General features: G+C 72.1%; 16 protein-coding genes. 7 read left to right on the forward strand and 9 right to left on the reverse strand.

Annotated elements, in window-relative coordinates; genetic code table 11:
• Position 1: 1 nt before the first annotated feature.
• From ACOOHE_RS11515 to ACOOHE_RS11530, 4 genes are all read right to left on the reverse strand, one after another.
• The gene (locus ACOOHE_RS11515; RefSeq protein ID WP_420454227.1) at positions 2-1,393 is read right to left on the reverse strand and encodes a SusD/RagB family nutrient-binding outer membrane lipoprotein; all 1,392 of its coding nucleotides are present in this window, start codon (positions 1,391-1,393) and stop codon (positions 2-4) included.
• Between the two features lie 70 nt (positions 1,394-1,463).
• On the reverse strand, positions 1,464-4,952 hold the full coding sequence (locus ACOOHE_RS11520) for a SusC/RagA family TonB-linked outer membrane protein (protein ID WP_420454228.1): 3,489 nt from the start codon (positions 4,950-4,952) through the stop codon (positions 1,464-1,466).
• A 67-nt stretch (positions 4,953-5,019) separates the two neighbouring features.
• The gene (locus ACOOHE_RS11525; RefSeq protein WP_420454229.1) at positions 5,020-5,460 is read right to left on the reverse strand and encodes a hypothetical protein; all 441 of its coding nucleotides are present in this window, start codon (positions 5,458-5,460) and stop codon (positions 5,020-5,022) included.
• Between the two features lie 175 nt (positions 5,461-5,635).
• A complete protein-coding gene (locus ACOOHE_RS11530) occupies positions 5,636-5,992 on the reverse strand; it encodes an MGMT family protein (RefSeq protein ID WP_420454230.1) in 357 nt (118 codons plus the stop codon).
• A gap of 93 nt (positions 5,993-6,085) precedes the next feature.
• Here ACOOHE_RS11530 and murB point away from each other — a divergent pair, with 93 nt between their 5' ends.
• On the forward strand, positions 6,086-7,219 hold the full coding sequence (gene murB, locus ACOOHE_RS11535) for a UDP-N-acetylmuramate dehydrogenase (RefSeq protein WP_420454231.1): 1,134 nt from the start codon (positions 6,086-6,088) through the stop codon (positions 7,217-7,219).
• Positions 7,220-7,272: 53 nt separating this feature from the next.
• Here the strand turns inward: murB and ACOOHE_RS11540 are convergent, their stop codons facing one another.
• The gene (locus tag ACOOHE_RS11540; protein WP_420454232.1) at positions 7,273-8,181 is read right to left on the reverse strand and encodes an ADP-ribosylglycohydrolase family protein; all 909 of its coding nucleotides are present in this window, start codon (positions 8,179-8,181) and stop codon (positions 7,273-7,275) included.
• 383 nt (positions 8,182-8,564) lie between these two features.
• On the opposite strand from ACOOHE_RS11540, the gene ACOOHE_RS11545 reads away from it, so the two are divergent.
• The 3 genes from ACOOHE_RS11545 (at position 8,565) to ACOOHE_RS11555 (ending at position 11,804) form a co-directional block, all read left to right on the forward strand.
• Positions 8,565-9,239, forward strand: a complete 675-nt coding sequence (locus ACOOHE_RS11545; protein ID WP_420454233.1) for a heme exporter protein CcmB — start codon at positions 8,565-8,567, stop codon at positions 9,237-9,239.
• Between the two features lie 379 nt (positions 9,240-9,618).
• Positions 9,619-11,406 (forward strand): sodium:solute symporter family protein, encoded by a 1,788-nt coding sequence (locus tag ACOOHE_RS11550; protein ID WP_420454234.1) that lies wholly within the window; start codon positions 9,619-9,621, stop codon positions 11,404-11,406.
• Positions 11,407-11,432: 26 nt separating this feature from the next.
• On the forward strand, positions 11,433-11,804 hold the full coding sequence (locus ACOOHE_RS11555) for a hypothetical protein (protein ID WP_420454235.1): 372 nt from the start codon (positions 11,433-11,435) through the stop codon (positions 11,802-11,804).
• A gap of 195 nt (positions 11,805-11,999) precedes the next feature.
• Here the strand turns inward: ACOOHE_RS11555 and ACOOHE_RS11560 are convergent, their stop codons facing one another.
• Positions 12,000-13,736 carry a M43 family zinc metalloprotease gene (locus ACOOHE_RS11560; protein WP_420454236.1) on the reverse strand — a complete coding sequence of 579 codons (1,737 nt, stop codon included), beginning with the start codon at positions 13,734-13,736 and terminating at the stop codon, positions 12,000-12,002.
• Positions 13,737-14,094: 358 nt separating this feature from the next.
• On the opposite strand from ACOOHE_RS11560, the gene ACOOHE_RS11565 reads away from it, so the two are divergent.
• On the forward strand, positions 14,095-14,523 hold the full coding sequence (locus tag ACOOHE_RS11565) for an FKBP-type peptidyl-prolyl cis-trans isomerase (RefSeq protein ID WP_420454237.1): 429 nt from the start codon (positions 14,095-14,097) through the stop codon (positions 14,521-14,523).
• 195 nt (positions 14,524-14,718) lie between these two features.
• Here the strand turns inward: ACOOHE_RS11565 and ACOOHE_RS11570 are convergent, their stop codons facing one another.
• A complete protein-coding gene (locus tag ACOOHE_RS11570) occupies positions 14,719-15,498 on the reverse strand; it encodes a nucleotidyltransferase domain-containing protein (protein WP_420454238.1) in 780 nt (259 codons plus the stop codon).
• Positions 15,499-15,524: 26 nt separating this feature from the next.
• Positions 15,525-16,814, reverse strand: coding sequence for a dihydroorotase (locus tag ACOOHE_RS11575; protein ID WP_420454239.1), 1,290 nt, complete (start codon positions 16,812-16,814; stop codon positions 15,525-15,527).
• A gap of 228 nt (positions 16,815-17,042) precedes the next feature.
• Here ACOOHE_RS11575 and ACOOHE_RS11580 point away from each other — a divergent pair, with 228 nt between their 5' ends.
• Both ACOOHE_RS11580 and ACOOHE_RS11585 read left to right on the forward strand, forming a co-directional pair.
• Positions 17,043-17,537 (forward strand): DUF3833 family protein, encoded by a 495-nt coding sequence (locus tag ACOOHE_RS11580; protein WP_420454240.1) that lies wholly within the window; start codon positions 17,043-17,045, stop codon positions 17,535-17,537.
• A gap of 90 nt (positions 17,538-17,627) precedes the next feature.
• Positions 17,628-18,191: a type 1 glutamine amidotransferase domain-containing protein gene (locus ACOOHE_RS11585; RefSeq protein ID WP_420454241.1), complete on the forward strand. Its 564-nt coding sequence runs from the start codon at positions 17,628-17,630 to the stop codon at positions 18,189-18,191.
• A gap of 84 nt (positions 18,192-18,275) precedes the next feature.
• Here the strand turns inward: ACOOHE_RS11585 and ACOOHE_RS11590 are convergent, their stop codons facing one another.
• Positions 18,276-18,761 (reverse strand): hypothetical protein, encoded by a 486-nt coding sequence (locus ACOOHE_RS11590; RefSeq protein WP_420454242.1) that lies wholly within the window; start codon positions 18,759-18,761, stop codon positions 18,276-18,278.
• Positions 18,762-18,779 lie beyond the last annotated feature (18 nt).

An 18,779-nucleotide genomic window follows, 5' to 3' on the forward strand; every position in this document is an offset into this window, starting at 1 on the left:
TCTAGACGCCGTTGTAGCTGTACGACGCGAACACCGGGAGCTCGTCGAGCGGGCCGGGAATCGGGCTCGGCGCGTTCTCGTTCGAGTTGAGCTCGACCCGGGCGTAGATGAAGCGCTGGGGCACGCGCCCGTTGTCCTTGCCCTGGATCCCGATAAAGTTGTCCGTCCGGCGGAGGTCGGTGAACCCGACGATCTGGCCGATGGTCGAGAGGTACTTCTCGGTCAGGATCTCGCGGAGCAGCGCGTTGCCGTCGGCGAAGTCGTCGGACTCGAACGTCTCGTACTCCAGGTTGTCGTCGCCGTCGCCGTATCGGTCCTCGTTGTACTCGCGGACCTCGTTGAGCGCTTCGAGGGCGCCGTCCTCGTCGCCGGTGAGGAGGAGCGCCTCGGCCAGGATCAGCTGGTTCTCGACGTAGGTCACGATCGGGAACGACTGGCTGATCCCGAACGCGCCGGACCCGCCGAAGTTGAGGTCGGCACCGGCCACCGAGGGCGCGTTGTAGAAGTAGCTCAGGCGCCCGGACTCGTCGGTCCGGCCGTCCGTGCTCGCGCTGTCGCGGTCGACCAAGAGCTGGACGGCGCTGGCCCCGTTGGCCGTGAGGTAGCCGCCCCGGTCGAACACGCCGAACTCCCAGTACTGGTTGAGGTTACCGGCCGACGACCCGTGCGGAGCAACGAGGTCGCCGCTGGGGTCGCTGATCCCGTTGCGGGCCGCCGCCGCCGCCTCGCCGTAGTTGCCCAACGCCAGGTGGTACCGCGCGATGAGCGTGTTGGCTACCGGGACGTACTCCGAGCCGTTTGTCGTTCCGAAGAACAGGTCGGCGTCGGTCCCGATCACGCCGACGCCCGAGTTGATGTCGGCGATGGCCGCGTTGAGGGTGCCGATGACGCCGTTGTAGACGTCGGCCTGGGCGTCGAACTGCGGGTCCTCGAACTCCTCGGAGTTGAGCGCCTGCGAGTACGGGATGTCGCCGAAGAGGTCGGCGAGCGTCCCGAAGGTCAACTCGCGGTGGATCTTGGCCACGCCGGAGCCGATGCGGTTGTTGCCCTCGTCGTAGGCCTGGACGGCGAGGTTGGCGTCGTCGAGGGCGGCGGCGTAGGCCGTGCCCCAGTCGTTCGAGTAGTCGTCGCTGTTCTGCCGGCCCTCTTCGAGCGCCGCGTACTGGCGGTCGGAGCCGGTAAAGTAGCCGGCGAAGATGCCGGCCGTCCGGGCGAAGTTGCCTTCCTGGACCTGGATTTGGCCGACCTCGGCCGCGTTGAGCAGGAGGTCCGCCGTGGCCGTCGTCGCCCCGTTCGGGTTGACGTCGTTGCCGTCGGTAAAGTCGCAGCCCGCCAGCCCGGTCGCCCCGAAGGCGAGGGCCGCGCAGACGGCGGCGCGTGTGAATCGTGTCATGGGTGTGTGTCGGTATGGGGAACCTACCGGGTCCGCCGGGGGCAGCGCGGCCGCCCCCGGCGGGTCCCGCCTAGTAGGTGAAGCGGATCGAGAACTGGTAGGACCGCGACGACGGGTTGTTGAAGTAGTCGAGGCCCTGCCCGTTGCCCGGGCCGGTCAGGTTCGTCTCCGGGTCGATCCCCTGGTAGTCGGTCCCGATCCAGAGGTTGCGGCCGGTCGCGGCGAGGTTGATCGAGCTGAGCCCGAGCCGCTGGATGGCCGCGTTGCGGAGGTTGTAGCTCAGCGTGACCTCGCGGAGCCGGACGAACGAGCCGTCCTCGACCCAGGGCTCGCTCGGGCCCGTGAAGTTCGAGCCCGGGCCGACCCGGTAGTAGTACTCGTTCACGATGACCGGGCCGGAGCCGAAGTCGTCGATCGTCCCGCGGAAGGAGTAGGTGCCGTCCGCGTTCTGGACGGCCGTCCCCTCGCCGCACCCAGGCGCCCGGCTGGCGGCGTCGGCGACCGTGCACCCGCGGTAGTCCACGAGCGAGGTGGCCTCGGCGGCCGAGATCGTCGAGTACCAGTCCTGGTAGCCGGCCCGGCCGAAGAACGACAAGGCGGCGCGCGTCCCGTTGTACACCTGGCCGCCGATGGAGGCGTCGAAGAGCACGTTGAGCGAGAGGTCCTTGAACTGGAGCGTGTTGCCGATCGAGGCGCGCCAGTCCGGGTTCGGGTCACCGATCAGGCCCTGGGACTGCGCCGGGATCGGGAACCCGTTCTCGTCGAGCACGCGGTTGTCGCCCGAGGCGATGGAGAACCCGTCGGCCACCTCGTCGTCGGTCAGCGGCTCGCAGTTCTCGAGGAACGAGTCCTCGGTGCAGCCGGCCGCCGCGCGGCGCCACCGCGTCCCGAACAGCGACGCGAACGGCTGGTTCACGACCAGGCTCGACGACGGATCGACGAACCCGGCCAGGCTGACCTCCTCGGCCCCGGCCAAGTCGGTGACGATGTTGTCGTTGGTCCACCACGAGGCGTAGGTGTTCCAGCTAAAGTCGCCGACGCGCGGCCAGGCCGCGTCCAGGCTCAACTCGATGCCCTCGTTCTCGATCGTGGCCGCGTTCGACGTCCGGACCGTGAAGCCCAGGCTCGGCGCGACGTCCACGTTCAGGAGCGCGTTCTGCGTCGAGTTGTTGTAGTACACGGCGCTGGCCGAGAGCCGGTCGCCGAAGAACCGGAGGTCGGTCCCGACCTCGAACTCCGTCTTCCGCTCCGGGTCGAGGACCGCCGAGCCCTGGCGGGCGCTCCGCGCGAACCCGCCGCCGTAGAGCGCGGCGTCGAGCCCGAACGAGGTGAACCCGTCGCCCGTGCTGGCCGGGACGAAGTACGTCTCCGAGAGGTACGGGTCGGGCTCCGAGCCGACCTCGCCGTAGCTCGCGCGGATCTTGCCGAACGAGAGCGGGCCGGCGTTGCCACCGAGCGTCTCCGTGAACTGCCACGCCAGCGAGGCCGACGGGTAGAAGAAGAGGTCGTCCGACTCGGGCCCGAACGTCGAGGCCTGGTCGAACCGGCCGGTCAGGTTGAGGAACACCTGGTCGTAGAGGTCGAACCCAGCCTCGCCGAAGTACCCGACCGTCCGGCGGACCGACTGGCTGGTCCCGGCGGTCACGTTCTCGTTGGCCCCGTTGCCGAGGTTCCGGTACGGCGCGTCGACGCCGAGCGGGAAGATCGGGAGCGTGAACCCGGTGAGCGTCGCCGAGATGAAGTCGCTCTCGCGGTGGTTCAGGTTGAGCCCCAGCAGGAGCGACGTCGAGATGTCGTCGGTGAGGTCCCGGTTGGCCCGCGCCAGGAGGTCACCGCTGACCTGGAACTGGACCACCTCCTGCTCCTGCTGCTGGCCGCCGGACTGCTCGCCAGAGAACTGGGGGTAGAAGATGAACCGGCGGTCGGTGAAGTAGTCCGAGCCGAGCCGGGCCGTCAGCGTGACCCAGTCGAGGACGTCGTAGTTCGACGAGACCTGGCCCTGGAAGCGGTTGATCTGCGACTTGTTGATGTTCCGGTTGATCGAGAACAGCGGGTTGTCATAGGTAGGGCCCGACGCGCTCGCGCCGAGCGGGTCGCGGTAGCCGCGCTGGCGGCCCAGGAGCGCCACGCCGTCCTCCCCGTTCGGGAAGTAGTCGACGAGGTAGTCCGTCGCGTCGAAGTCGACCGACTGGCGGAGCCCACCGAGGAAGATCCCCGACAAGTTCGAGCCCTGCTGGATCCGGTCGCTCGTCGAGCGGATGTAAGCGGCCTGGCCGGCCACGTTGAGCTTCGACGACAGGTTGCGCTCGGCGTTGAGACGGAGCGAGGCCCGCTCCAGGTTCGAGTTCTCCCGGATGATCCCGTCCTGGCTCAGGTATCCCCCACTGAGGAAGTACTGGCCGTTGGCGTCGCTGCCCGAGACCGTCAGGTTGTTGTCCGTGTAGACCCCGTTCTGGAACAGGTCGTCGTAGACGCTAAAGATCTCCTGGGAGTTGCGACCGCCGTTCGGGTTGTCCAGCGTGCCACTCGCGATCGGGAAGTACCGCTGTCCCGTGATCTGGCCCCGGGCGAACGCGCCAGACGTGTCGAACTCGTCCGCGCCGCCGGGCCGGTCGGCGATCCGGTCGCCCCACGAACGCCCGAAATGCCTGGGACCCCCAGGTCTGTCGTTGAAGATGTAGACGCCGTTGTTGCCTTGGCCGAACGCCGTCTGGAGGTCGGGGGCCCGGTTGAGCTCGTCGATCGAGAGACGGCTCGAGTACGAGACCGACGGGCGGTTGGGCCGGGCCGCCTGGCCCTTCTTCGTCGTAATCACGATGACGCCGGCCTGGGCGCGCGAGCCCCACAGCGCCGCCGCCGACGCGCTCCGGAGCACCTCGACCGACTGGATGTCCTCGGGGTTGAGGTCGTTGAGCCGGCTCGACGCCTGGACGCCCTCGACGCCGCCGCCGCCCGTCGTCGAGTTGAAGACGGGGACGCCGTCGACCACGATGAGCGGCTGGTTGTCGTTCTGGATCGAGTTCTGGCCCCGGATCACGATCCGCGTGGCCGAGCCCGGGTCACCGCCCGAGGCCGTCACGTTGAGGCCGGGCGCCTTGGCCGAGAGCGCGCGGAGCACCGACGTCTCGCCCGAGCGCTGGAGCGCGTCGCCGGCCACGCTCGACTGGGAGGTCCCGAGCTGGTCCTGGTTCTGGGCGAACCCGAGCGCGTCGACCGTGATGCCCTCGATCTCGATGCCGGACCGGAGCTCGAAGTCGACCGTGAGCGTCTGGCCCGCCGAGAGGGTCACCTCCCGCTGTTCCTCGACGAACCCGACGAACGTCGCCACCAGCGTCTGCTGTCCGAGCGGGACCGCCGTGATCTCGTAGACGCCGTCGACGTCCGTCGAGGCCCCGACCGTCGCGTTGTCGACGATCCGGACGGAGGCGCCCGGGAGCGGGTCGCCGTTCTGGTCGGTGATCGTGCCTCGCACGGTCGCCGTCTGGGCAAAGGCGGCTCCCGACAGGAGCAGCGTGAGGAGGGCGCCCAGGATCGGACGCGAAGGAGAGAGCCTTCTCATGGTGGTGTGTGTGTGTCTAACAGGTGCCGCCGACGGCGGCGGAGGCAGGAGGCAGGGCGCCTCCCGTCTAGTTCTGCGTCATGAACCGCTGGAGGCGCCGGCGCGTCTCGCGGCGGAGATCGGCGTACTGGTCGGTCAGCTCGGCCGAGGGGTCGGCGGCGCGCCAGGTCCCGCCGTCGTCCTGCTCCTCGACCACGACCCGGAGCGACCCGTTGTAGATGTCGTTCCCCCGGGGGCGGATCGTGACGGCGATCCGGTCGCGGACGCCGTACGGAAGGTACCGCCAGCCGGTCTGGACCAGGTCGGCGTCGGCCAGCTCGATCTCGTAGCCGTACAGCCGGAGGACCTCGATCGAGATCCCTCCCAGCGTCTGGGCCGTTGGCGCGCGGCCCAGCTCCGCCCGGAACACGCCGGACTCACCGCCGCTCATCGACGCGCATCCCGCAGCGGGCAGGGCGAGCGCGAGGAACGGGGCGAGGAACGACCTGCGGGACGGCGCAAGGGCCATGGACAGACGGGACCGGAGACGAGCGGAGTGACGGGCCGGCCGGCGACGAGCCCTCTGGCGAGGGCCCGGAGGGCTCCGCGGCGGAGACCCAGCGACCGTGAGCCCCATGTTACGCCCGATTCCAGGCGAGAGACGGGACGTCTCGGTCAGCGCCCACTAGGACGGACTGGACGGTTTATGGGCCCGCCTGAACGGTCCCCCCGGCCCCCGAAGGGTCCCAGAGGTGGGCCGAAAGGTCCACGCGGTCGGCCTCGGCGAACGCGACGCCCTCGGCCCGGAGCCGCTCGGCCATCGCCGTCGGCGTGGCGAAGTGGCGGCGGCCCGAGAGCCGGCCCTCCCGGTCGACGACCCGGTGGCACGGGAGCGCGAGCGGGTCGGCGCCGACGGCCGCCTTGAGCGCCCACCCGACCCCGCGCGACGCGCGCGGCGCGCCCAGTGCTCGCGCAATCGCCCCGTACGTCGTCACACGGCCCGGCGGGATCCGGGCGACGACGGCGTAGACGCGCTCGTAGAACGTGGGCTCGGCGGGCATGGCGGCGGCGTGAACCGCCGGAGAGTACGCCGGACCGGCCGGAGCCTCGCGCTCGCGCCTCGGTATCCTCTGACGTCTCCCCCCGCTCCGCCCGTGCCGATCGTCTCGCCTGCCCCCGACGGCCCCCTCGCCGCGCCCGAGCGCGCCCGCCGCGAGACGGCCTTCGCCGACGCCCTCGCCGACCGCCTGCGCGGCCTCGACGGCGACCGGGTCCGCACCGGCGTCGCCCTCGGCCCGTTCACCACGTTCCGCATCGGCGGCCCGGCCGACGTCTTCTTCGAGGCCCACTCGGCCGACGAGCTGGCGGCGGCCGTCGAAGCCGCACGCGGGGCCGAGGTCCCGTTTTTCGTGCTCGGGCTCGGCGCCAACATCCTGGTCGGCGACGGCGGGTTCCGGGGCGTCGTGATCCGCAACCGGGCGGCTCACGTCACCATCGACACCGAGACGGGCCGCGTCACGGCCGAGAGCGGGGCCGTCGTCTGGCCCGACCTGATCGAGGCCACGCTCGACGCCGGGCTCAGCGGGCTCGAGCACTATGCCGGCATCCCGTCGACCGTCGGCGGGGCGCTGTGGCAGAACCTGCACTTCCTCTCGCCCCCGCCCGACCGCGAGCGGACGATGTTCATCGAGGAGGTCGTCGAGTCGGCCGAGCTGCTGGGCGCCGACGGCCGGCGCCGAACGGTGGACCACGACTGGTTCGACTTCGGCTACGACTACTCGACGCTGCACGTCACCGACGACCTGGTCCTGAGCGCCACGTTCCAACTCGACCCGGCCGACCCCGCCCGGCTGCGCGAGATCGTCGAGGCCAACCTGGAGTGGCGCGGCGCGCGGCACCCGCCGCTCGACACCCAGCCCTCGGCCGGGTCCATCTTCAAGAAGATCGACGGCGTCGGCGCCGGCCGGCTGGCGGACTGGTGCGGCCTCAAGGGCGCCCGGATCGGCGGGGCGATGGTGACCGAGCGCCACGCCAACATCCTAATCAACGTGGGCGACGGCGAGGGCCGGAGCGCGACGGCTCGGGACGTCCGCCACCTGATCGGCTACGTCCAGGAGACCGTCGAGCGCGAGCAGGGGTACCGGCTGAGCACCGAGATCGGGATGGTCGGCGACTTCGGCGACCTGGGCGACCTGCCGCCGTCCGGCTGGGAGGACGCTGACGGCTTCGAGGGGGGCGTCCCGCCGGGCGGCCACCCGGAGGCCCACCGCGACGCCGAGCGTCGGTAGCGCGAGACGAGACCGGGGACGGAGGACCGGAGACGGGGCCCACCTTGGGCGTCCTACCCGCCGAGCGCGTCGACCAGGGCCCCGGCCTCGGCGCGGATCGCGTCGGCGTCGTCGAGCGCGTCGAGCCAGGCGTCGGGGAACGCGCCGAGCCCGTGGAGCGCGCCGAGCATCGCGCCCACGCACGCGCCCACGGCCGAGGCGTCACCGCCCACGTTGACGGCCGCCAGCAGCGTCGACTCGACCAAGGCCGGCGACCGGGCCACCATCGCGACGGCGAACGGGAACGCCTCGTCGGCGGCGGAGCCGGTGCCGGCACAGAGGTCCTGGAGGTCGAGCGGATAGTCGTCCAGGCGGCCAACGACGCGGCCGAGCCGCGACGAGACGCGGCCGTCGGTGCCGAGCAGCTTCTCGCCGTCGAGCGCGGCCGACCGCGCAGCGGCGACGATCTCGGGGCCCGCGAGCGCGTCGGGGTCCTTGCCCAAGCACGTCCGCAGCGCGGCCACCTGGGCGGCGGCGGCCACATGCGCGACGGGGTGGGGGTCGACGGACTGGAGCAGCAGGCCGGCCCACCGCGCGCTCGCTAGGTCCTTGAGCCCCCGCAGCCGGGCCTGGACCCCGAGCGGCGCGGCACTCGCGGCGCCCGCGCTCGACGGCGAGGCCACGTCGCCCCGGCGCAAAGCGACGCCGTCCATCTCGGCGACGAACGCGGCGCGGACTTCCTCGGGGCTGTCGGGCGCGCCGGTCGCCAGGGCTCGCGCGAGGGCTCGGGCGCGCTGGGTGTCGGCCGTCCACTGGCCGGCGTCGAGGTCGCCGCGCTTCTCGTCGGCCCGCATCTCCTTGACGCCCTTGTAGTAGGTCCGCACGTTTTGGTGGCTGAGCCCCTCGACGGGCATCCCCAAAGCGTCGCCGACGGCGGAACCGAGGATGGTGGCCACGAGGCGGTCGCGGAAGGGGGCAGGCACGGGCAAAGGGGAGGCGTGGGCCGTGCTATCCTGACGGCCTCCCTCCCGTTCCCCATGACCTGTAGCTCAACGCTTGGCGTGGGTGGTCGAACGCGCCCCAGGACGCTCAACGTCAACGTTCCCTCATCCATGTCGTCATTCCCGCGCACGCGGGAATCCATGCCACGCGGCAATCGACCGCGGGACCGTATGGATTCCCGCGTGCGCGGGAATGACGGCTGTTTTGAAGGATGCGCTGGTCGGAGACGCTTTGCCTACCTCGCACCAAGCGTCTCGGTCGCTCGGCGAGCCGGTGGGTCCATCGGTAGCGTGCAGCCCCGTCTGCCCGGACCCACCGACCTCCCGACGCGCGGACCTACCGGTCCACCGACCTCCCGTCACACATGACCTGGCTGACCGGCGCCTGGGCCGTCGTCGCCAACGACGCCCGCCTCGAACTCCGCACGCGCGTGGCCCTGAGCGGGCTCGGCCTGTTCGTGGCCGCCTCGCTGGTGCTCGTCCGCATCGCGCTCGGCAAGGGCGTGCCGACGGTGCCGATCGCGGCGGCGCTCTTGTGGATCGTCGTCGTGTTCGCGGCGGCGGTCGGGCTGGGGCGGGCGTTCGTGGCCGAGGAGGAGCGGGGGACGTCGCTGCTGCTCCAGCTCCACCTCCGCCCGAGCCAGGTGTTCGCCGGCAAGCTGGTGTTCAACGCAGCGCTGATGACGGCGGTCGTGGCGCTGGCGGCGCTCGGGTTCCGGGTCCTGGTGCCGGTCCCGCTCGGGGCGCCCGGCGTGTGGCTCGCCGCGCTCGGGCTGGGCGCCGTCGGCATCGCCGCGGCGACGACGCTGCTGTCGGCCCTCGTGGCGCGAGCGCGAGCCGCGGGGCCTCTGTTGCCCGTCCTGGCGTTCCCCGTGCTCGTCCCGATCCTGATCCCGGCCGTCGCGCTGACCGAGCTGGCGTCGGGCACGTCGGCCGGCGCGTGGGCCGCCGCCCGCGACGACCTGGTGCTGATGGCGTCGTACGCCGGCCTGCTCACCTCGGCGTCGTTCCTCCTGTTCGACTTCGTCTGGCGGGACTGAGGGGTTCGGGGTTCGGCCGGGACGACCCCGCGTCGGCCTTGACGGCCGAGAGCCACGGGGCCACGAGACCCCTTCGCATTCGATGCCGCCTCGGACTCACCCGGAGCCGAACCCCCCGTCCGAGCGCCCATCGCTTCGCTCAACGGGCGCCCAGACTGTCCCCCTGGATCAGCCAGACTGTCCCCCTGGATCAGGGGGACAGCTTTCCGAGCCTGGGAGCAGGCGGGCGGATGCCCGCCCAGCGACCGGCCGGAAAGCGGGGGGTCTGGGGCTCGCGTGCGGTCACCCTGAGCCGAACCCTGACCGCGTAGCGAAGGCGCAGCCAACATCGAACCCTGAACCCCTCGGGTGCTAGCTTCGGGCGTTCCCCCACCTCGCTATGAGCCCGCTCGACTGGGTCATCGTCGTCGTCGTCCTGGGCGTGACGCTGGGGCTGGCGGCCCGGTTCGCCCGCCGCGCCTCCCGGTCCACCGACGAGTTCTTCGCCGGCGGCCGGTCGATGCCGTGGTGGCTGGCCGGGACGAGCATGGTGGCGACGACGTTCGCCGCCGACACGCCGCTCGCCGTGGCCGAGCTGGTGGCCCAGTCGGGCGTGGCCGGCAACTGGTTGTGGTGGTATGCCGCGCTCGGGGGGATGCTGACCGTGTTCTTCTTCGCCCGGCTGTGGCAGCGGAGCGGCGTTTTGACCGACGTCGAGTTCGTCGAGATGCGCTACGCCGGGCCGCCGGCCGCCTGGCTGCGAGGCGTTAAGGCGGTCTACTTCGGCCTGTTCGCGAATGCCATCGTGATCGGCTGGGTGGTCTTGGCGATGTCGACCGTCTTCCGCGTGCTGTTTCCCGGGATGACCGTGTTCGGCCAGGCCGAGGTCGCCGGGCTCGACGCGCCCACGCTGGCCGTCGGCGGGCTGATGCTGCTGGTCGGCGTGTACTCGCTGCTCTCCGGGCTGATCGGGATCGCGGTGACCGACGCCTTTCAGTTCGTACTGGCCATGGGCGGGTCGGTCGCGCTGGCGTGGTTCGCGCTCGACCTCCCCGAGGTGGGCGGCGTCGCCGGGCTCCGCGCGGCGCTCCCCGCCGACGCCTTCCGCTTTACGCCGGTCCTGGGCAACCCGGTCGAGGGCGCGGCGACGCTGGCGCTCAGCGGCGTCTCGTTCGCGGCCTACCTCGGCGTCCAGTGGTGGGCCAGCTGGTACCCCGGCGCCGAGCCCGGCGGCGGCGGCTACGTGGCCCAGCGGATGCTGGCGACCCGGTCCGAGACCGACTCCGTGCTGTCGGTGTTGTGGTTCGCCATCGCCCACTACTGCCTGCGGCCGTGGCCGTGGATCCTGGTCGGGCTGGCGGCGCTCGTCCTGTACCCCGGCTTGGAGAACCCCGGCGAGGGCTACGTGATGGTCATGCGCGACGCGCTCCCGTCGGGCCTGCTCGGGCTGCTGTTCGCCGCGTTCCTGGCCGCGTTCATGTCGACGATCTCGACCCAGCTCAACTGGGGCACGAGCTACCTCGTCAACGACCTCTACCGGCGGTTCGCCGTCACGGACCGCGACGAGCGTCACTACGTCCTCGTCTCGCGCGTGCTGACGTTCGCGCTCGCCATCGGCGGGTTCCTGGTAGCCACCCGGCTCGATTCGGTCTCGGGCGCGTGGGGGCTCTTGCTGAGCGCGTCGGCCGGGATCGGGCTGGTCCTCATCCTCCGGTGGTACTGGTGGCGCGTCAACGCCTGGAGCGAGCTGGTGGCGACGGTCGTCCCGCTGCTCCTGGTCGCCCTCCAGCTCGTCGGCGTCGACGTCCCGTTCCTGACGTCGGCGTTCCCGACCAACCTGTTCGGCATCGCCGGGATCACGACGGCCTGCTGGCTGATCGCGACGTTCGTCACCCGGCCGACGCCCGGGCCGGTCTTGGACGCCTTCTTCCGAAAGATCCGCCCCGGCGGCCCCGGCTGGCGCCCCGTCGCGGCCGACAACCCGGACGTGGTGGTCGACGCGGGGATGGGCCGGCTCGTGCTCCAGTGGCTGCTGGGCTGTGCGGCCGTCTACGCGGCCCTGTTCGGCGTCGGGTGGACGGTGCTGGGCGAGACGCTGAAGGGCGTCGTCACGCTGGCGCTGGCGTTCGGCGCCATCGCGTTCCTCGTGCGGTCGCTCCGCGCGCAAGGCGCCCCCATCTCGGCATGATGACCGGTCCGCGATCCGGTGGAGTGATGGCACGCGCGCGCCTCCCGCTCCTGGTCGCCCTCGGCGTGCTGGCCGCCGGTCCCGCCCGGGCGTCGGACTTTTCCGGCGCGATCGCCGCCTGGATCGGGATCCCCGGCCTCGCCGTCGCCAACGTCGTGGCGGTGGGGTTCCTGATCGCTCGGGCCACCCGGACGCGGACCGTCGTCGCGCTCGCCCTGCTGGTCCCGACCGCGCTCGCCGGGGGGCTGCTGGCCGAGGACGCCCTCTCGATGCTCCGCTACAGCGACTTGGGCAGAATCGTGGTCACGTTCTTCTCCCTGCTGGCGGCGCTCGTCGTCCAGATCGCCCTCCTCTCGCGACGGCTCGCGATGCTCCCACGCGACGTCGGCCAGGGGTAGAGAACCCGAGTTGTGTCTGAACCGGAAGAGGCGGTGGGACCGGAGACGGAGGACCGGGGACCGGCTTCCCTGACGAGCCTCAGGCGGTCTCCCGTTCCCCGTCCTCGGTCCCGACGAACGCGAGGACCGGAGGCACAACTTCGGTTAGAGAACGGCGGCAGTGCTGAAGACGGACCCGAGCGCCTCGCCTCCCGCTCAGCGCACGATGACGACCCGGCCGAGCGCGGCCTCCGCCGCCGTCCGCACGCGGACGAGGTAGACGCCGGGCGCCGCCGCTGAGGCGTCCCACCGGAGCTCGGGGTAGCCGACCGGCAGCGGCGTCGCGTCGGCCAGGACGGCGACGACGCGGCCCCGGAGGTCGACCACGTCGGCCCACACGTCGAGGTCGTCGGGGAGGCGGAGCGGGACCGTGACGGCGCGCCGGCCCGGGTTCGGGTAGATCGCGCCGACGCCGAGCGCCGTCGGCCGGAGCAGGACGTCGAGGTCGAGGCCGACCGACACGTCGCCGCGGAGCGGATCGTTCGTCGCGATCACGAGGGGCCCGGCCACCTCACCGGGCGGCAACGTGCCCGACGCGAACGTGACGGTGATCGTCACCGACCCGCCGGCCGGGACCGTGCCGCTGGCGGGCGAGACCGCCTCGATCCAGCTCGGCCGCGACGTGAGGTCGAACGCGAGGGTGCCCCCGCCCGTGTTGGCGAGCGTGACGGTCCGCTCGGCCGTGCCGCCCTCGATCACGCGCGCCGCCAGCGCCGCCGGGCCCAGCGCGGCCGTCGGCGGGACGACGGCCGTCCCTTGGAGCGCGAGCAGGTCCGGCGAGACGCCGGTGTCGGTCGCCACGCGGAGCGTCACAGCCCCGGCCCGCGTCGGGCGGACGGCCACCGCCAGCCGGGCGACCTCGCCGGGCGCCACCGTGGCCGGCGCGGCGAGGCGCACCTCGGCTCCGGACGCCGTCAGCCGCTCGACCGTCAGCGGGCCGCCGGTCGCGTTGGTCACCCAGACCGGGACCGTCGCCTCGACGCCGACGAACAGCTCGTCGAGCCCTCCGCGCGGCGTCGTCGCGAGCGCGTAGCCGCCGGCCAGAATCGTCGGCCGGAACGTGCCCAGCATGGCCTGAGCCCGCGCCGCCTGGCCGACCGTGAACTCGGTCATGCAGGCGTCGTCCGAGTAGTCCATGTAGTTGTGGACCGGGTCGAGGCCGGGGTCGGCCGGGCACGAGTCGGGCGCCGGCGACGGGCAGCGCGAGGTGCTCCGCCGCTGCTGGGGCGTGTCCTCGACGCCGTCGTTCGGGGCCGAGCATCCGCCCGAGAACGTGTGGTACAGCCCGGCCCAGTGGCCCACCTCGTGTGTCGCGGTGTGGCCGAGGTGGTACGGCACGGCGTTCCCGCCCGGCAACGCCTGGTCCAGCAGCACGACGCCCTGGTACGTGTCGGCCTCGCCGGTCTCCTCGGGCAACGTGGCCCAGCCGAGGTAGTCGAGCCCCAGCGACGCCGTGTACAGGTTGAGCACGCGCGACGGGTCGAGCGCGAGCGCCGCCTTCATCTCGCGCTCCTGCGGCGTGCCCAGCGCCAAGTCGTCGTACCAGCTCGCGTTGTCCACCCGGTCGATGAGCGACAGAGCGAACCGGAGCCCGAGCGGGCCGAACGCCGCGTTGAGCGTGTCGATCTGGGCCTCGACCCAGGCGTCGGGGATGTTGCCCTCGGCCACCCCCGGGCCGGACCGGATCACGTGGACCGCGACGGGCACCGTCACCGGCTCGGCGAGGCGGGCGTCGAGTGGTCCGACGGCGTACGACCGGACCAGCCGCGCCGTCGCCAGCGCTTGGGCGACGGTCGGCTCCGGCGTCGCGCAGCGCCGGCCGTCGAGGACCACGGCTTGGGCCGAGGCGGGGGCCGCCACGAGGACGGCGAGCAGGACCAGCGCGAGGCGCACGCGGCGAGACGGGTGGAGGAGTCGAAGCTACGTGCCACGGGGCAAGGTTCGTGCCCGCGCACTCTCGTCGAAGCTGGAACCAACGGCCGCGCTCGTCCATCCCCTGGACGAGCGCGTGCTACCGAGCCCATCGCTCCGCAGACTCCGCCTCGTCATCCTGACCGCGCAGCGACGGCGCAGCCAACGGATGTGAAGGATCTCGACGCGGTGGCCGAGTCGTAGGAGACGGCAGGGGAGGCTCGTGGATCGCGCTGAGATCCCTTCGGCTTCGCTCAGGGCGTGCCTCCGCAGGCTCAGGACGACACGCCGGGGAGGACGCGCTCGCCTTGCACCGACACCTCATCTTTCCCCCCGGTCCATGACCGCGAAGCCTGGCGACGTCGTCTCCGTCCACTACGCCGGCCGTCTCGACGACGGCACCCCGTTCGACTCGTCCGAAGGGCGCGACCCGCTCTCGTTCCGCCTCGGCGCCGGCGAGGTCGTCGCCGGGTTCGACGACGCCGTGACGGGGATGGCCGTCGGCCAAGAGAAGACGGTCCGGCTCGACGCCCAAGCCGCCTACGGCGAGCGCCGCGACGACCTGGTGCTGAGCGTCCCGCTCGACGCCTTCCCCGGTGACACGGCGCCCGACGTCGGCCAGGGCGTCCGCCTCGGTCTCGACGGCGGCGGCTCCGCTGAGGCGGTCGTGGTCGACGTGTCCGACGACGCCGTCACGCTCGACGCGAACCACCCGCTCGCGGGCCAGGCGCTCACGTTCGACCTCCGGCTCGTTGACGTCGCCCGGTAACGCGCGTCACTCGGCGAGCAGGCTGTCGGGCACGGCAAACCCAGCGTCCGCAAGCGTCGCCAGCGCCTCGGCGTAGAGGTCCAGGAGCTTGCCCTCGAAAAAGCGGAGGTCCGAGACGCTGGGAGCGTAGCCGCTGACGTCGCTGGGCAGGTGCTCACGTTCGACCTCCGACTCGTCGATGTGGCCCCGTAGCTGTCAGGGCACTTGCCAAAGCGGGTCTTCGGGCCAGACCTCTCGCAACGCCTGCACAAGGAAGGCGTTGAGCGGCTCGACGGAGCGCCTGGGCTTGGGCTGCTGCTCGGCCCGAGTCGCCAGGTCGTCCAGTTGGGCCCGGAGGTAAGTGTGCAGCGCGGGCAGAGGCGGGCCCGCGTCGGCCTCCGTCCCCTCGCGTTTCTGCGCGAGCAGGCGGTCGACCTCGGCGCGTACCGGTCCATCGGGCAGGAATCGCTGGACGAGCGGCTCTAGCTCCATCGGCGGGGTCGTTGCGTCGGCGTCGATCCAGCGACAGGAGAGGATCGGCCGGAGCACGTAGAAGTACTTCTTGTGCCGGATCCGCTCGCGTACCAGCTCCGCTCGGAAGTTGCCCTCGGCCATGTGGAGGTAGTGGTGAAACCCAGCCCGGGGATCGTAGAAGTCCGGCGCCATCGTGCGCAGGCCGGCCGCGATGGGTGTGACCTCGCGGTACACGAGGGGTGAGCGGAGCCACTCGTAGAGCGGCGGGTTCGACTTGAGGAAGAGCCCGAGCGCTTTCGGCAGGTCCCACCCCGCGAGGTCGATCTCGTCCAGGATCGGGCGCTCGATCACGTCGCGACGGCGGTCGATGGCGAGGTACCACGCGGGGCGGTGGAGGTACAAAAACCGGACGTCGAAGTCGCTGTCGGTCGAGGCGAACCCCCAGGCTCGACTGCCGGACTCCACCGCGTACACGACGCGGACATCCTCCTCGGCCTCAACAGCGTCGAGCCGACGGGCCACCTCCTCACGTGGGAGACCGTCCGCGCTCACGCCTCGGCCTCCACAACCTGCCCGTTGTTGACGATGGCCCACGCCCGCCCCACCATCGGGGCCCCGACGAACGGCGTGTTGTGGGACTTCGACCGGATGTGACGTTCCTCGAACGTCCACTCGGTCGAGTCGTCGAAGACGGTCAGGTTGGCGGGCGCGCCTGGGTCAAACGTCGGGACGTCGAGGCCGAGGATCTCGCGCGGGGCGACGGCCAGCTTGCGGACGGCGTCCGCCAGCGTCAGCACGCCCGTGCGGACGAGGTCGCGGACGGTCAAGCCCCAGCAGGTTTCGAGGCCGAGGATGCCGAACGGGGCCTCGATAAACTCGACCTCCTTCTCGTAGCCCGCGTGCGGCGCGTGGTCGGTCGCGATGGCGTCGATGGTCCCGTCCGCCAGCCCGTCCTTGATGGCCTGGACGTCGGCGGCCGTGCGGAGCGGCGGGTGCATCTTGGTGTGCGTGTCGTAGCCGGACGTCTCGACGGCCGCGTCGGTGAGCGCCCAGTGGTGGGGGCACGCCTCGGCGGTGACGGGCACGCCCCGCGCCTTGGCCCGGCGGACGATGTCGACGGCCTCCGCCGTCGAGATGTGGCAGACGTGGAACCGGCCGCCGGTGTAGCCGGCCAGCAGCACGTCGCGGGCGATCATGGCCTCCTCCGCCAGCCCGGGGATGCCGGGGAGCCCCAACCGCGTCGCGACGGCGCCCTCGTTCATGTGGCCGTGCGGGTTGAGCGTGAGGTCCTCCTCGTGGCCCAGGATCGGCTTGTCGAGCGTCCGGGCGTACTCCAGCGCCCGGCGCATCAGGCCGCCGTGCTGGACCGGCGAGCCGTCGTCGGAGAACGCGACGGCGCCACCGGCGACCATGTCGGCCATCTCGGCCAGCTCCTCGCCCTCGCGGCGCTTGGAGACCGTCCCGATGGGGTGGACGTCGACGGCCAGCCCCTCGGCCCGCTTCCGAACGAACTCGACCACGTCGCGCGTCGCCAGCGGCGGGTCGGTGTTGGGCATGCACGCGACGGCCGTGAACCCGCCGAACGCCGCCGCGCGGGCGCCCGTCTCGATGGTCTCCTTGTGCTCCTGGCCGGGCTCGCGGAAGTGGACGTGCATGTCCATCCAGCCCTGCGAGATCGTCTTCCCACTCGCGTCGTAGACGCGGACGCCATCGGGCACGTCGAGACCGTCGCCGACCCCGGCGATCTCGCCGTCGCGGATCAGGACGTCGGCGCGGCCGGAGGTGCCGGTCCGGGCGTCGAGGACGGTGCCGCCGGAGAGCAGGAGGTCGAGGGGCATGGGGCCGTTGGGGGACTCCCCCAAACTACCCGCCTCAGGGCACGCCCGGGAGCCCTACGATGTCGAGCGACGTACATGGAGCTCACATCCCTGCGTCCCCCCAGTCCACCACGCCGTACGCAGCCATGTCGACCCACTTCCGCCCCATCCGACTCGTTGCCATCCTCGCCCTCGCTGCCCTCGCCGCTGGCGTCCTCCCGCTCTAGCCTCGCTCGCACGGCCGGCGCCGTGGCCGCCCTCGCCGTGATGGTCGGCGGATGCTTGCCAGCGCTCCCCCGCGTGGAGTCCCGCCCGACGCCGACGTTCGACCCGATCGCGTTCTTCGAGGGCCCGACGGAAGGCCTGGGCACGCTCTCGGTTCGGGCCCGGTCGCCCGTGCTCGTCCGCGTCGAGAGCGTCGGGACGCGGCGGCCGGACGGCGGGCTCAGCCTCCGCCAGACGATCCGGCGGGGCGGCGGCCCGACGACCGAGCGGACGTGGGAGTTGGCGCCGGACGGGCCCGGCCGCTACGCCGGGACGCTGACCGACGCCGACGGGCCCGTCGAGGCGTGGGCCGACGGCGACCGCCTCTCGATCCGCTACGGGATGGGCGGGGGCCTGTCGATGCGCCAGGAGCTGACCCTCCAGCCCGGTGGCGACCTCGCGCTCAACCTGGCGACCGTCCGCTGGCTCGGCGTCCCCGTCGCTCGGTTGTCCGAGCAGATCCGGCGCGTCGGCCGGTGACCGCGGCCTCCGGCGGCCCCTGAACTCCGGGCGACCGCCGAACCGCGGGGCCCGTCGTCGGTGAGACGCCCCTCCACATCCCCCGATCCCATGGCCACCTCTTTGTCCGGCGTCTCCATCGCCATCCTCGCCACCGACGGCTTCGAGCAGTCCGAGCTGGTGAAGCCCAAGTCCGCCCTCGAAGAGGCCGGCGCGACGGTCCACGTCGTCTCGCCGGAGTCGGGCGAGATCAAGGGCTGGGACCAGGACGACTGGGGCGACTCGGTGGCCGTCGACAAGACGCTCGCCGACGCCGACGCCTCGGCCTACGACGCGCTGGTGCTGCCCGGGGGCCAGATCAACCCGGACAAGCTCCGCATCGACGGCGACGCGCTCGCGTTCGTCAAGGCGTTCGCCGCCGCCGGCACGCCCATCGCCGCCGTCTGCCACGCCCCGTGGCTCCTGGCCGAGACCGGCCTGGCCGAGGGCCGCCGCCTGACCTCCTACAAGTCGATCCGGACCGACCTCAAAAACGCCGGCGCCGACGTCGTCGACGAGTCGGTCGTGGTCGACGACGCCGGCCCGTTCACGCTCATCACGAGCCGCAACCCGGACGACCTGCCGGCCTTCAACGACGCCATCATCGAGGCCGTCGGCGCGGCGAAGGCCGCGTAACGCGGACGCCCGCTCGCACGGCGACGGAGGCGGTGTCTCGGCGCAAGGACGGCCCGTCCGCGCGTGCTGGCGGGCCGCCGTGCCTCAGGGGACGTCGGAGCAGCGGACCTTGGCGTCGGTCTGCCCGAAGACGGTGACGGAGAGCGCGTCCCCGCCGGGCCCCAAGGCGAGCGTGATCGGCTCGGGCGCGGGCTCCCCATCGACCGAGCCCTCGGCGAAGAACAGGGTTTCGAGCGTCACCCGGCGGCCGGTCTCGGCCACCGTCATCACCTCGGCGACGCCGGGGAGCCCGCTGACCTGGAGGTCGCGGATCGTCCAGCGGGTCGGGCTGGTGGAGGCGGCGCAGGCCTCGGCGCTCGCGTCCCACACGCCTCGGTAGGTCACGGGGACCACCAGGCCGGCCGGCGCGCGGTCGGGCGCCACGGGGGGTCCGGGGTCCATCGGCGGGACCTCGGCGACGGGCGCCTCGGCAGTCCGCGCCTCCGCCGGATCGCCCGTGGGATCGGGCGACGAGTCCATCTCGCACGCCGCGACGAGGGCCGCCAGAGACAGGACGAGAACCACGCGCATGGTCTCCAGGAGTCAGGG

It is taken from the genome of Rubrivirga sp. (assembly GCF_965213695.1).
Lineage (GTDB): Bacteria > Bacteroidota > Rhodothermia > Rhodothermales > Rubricoccaceae > Rubrivirga.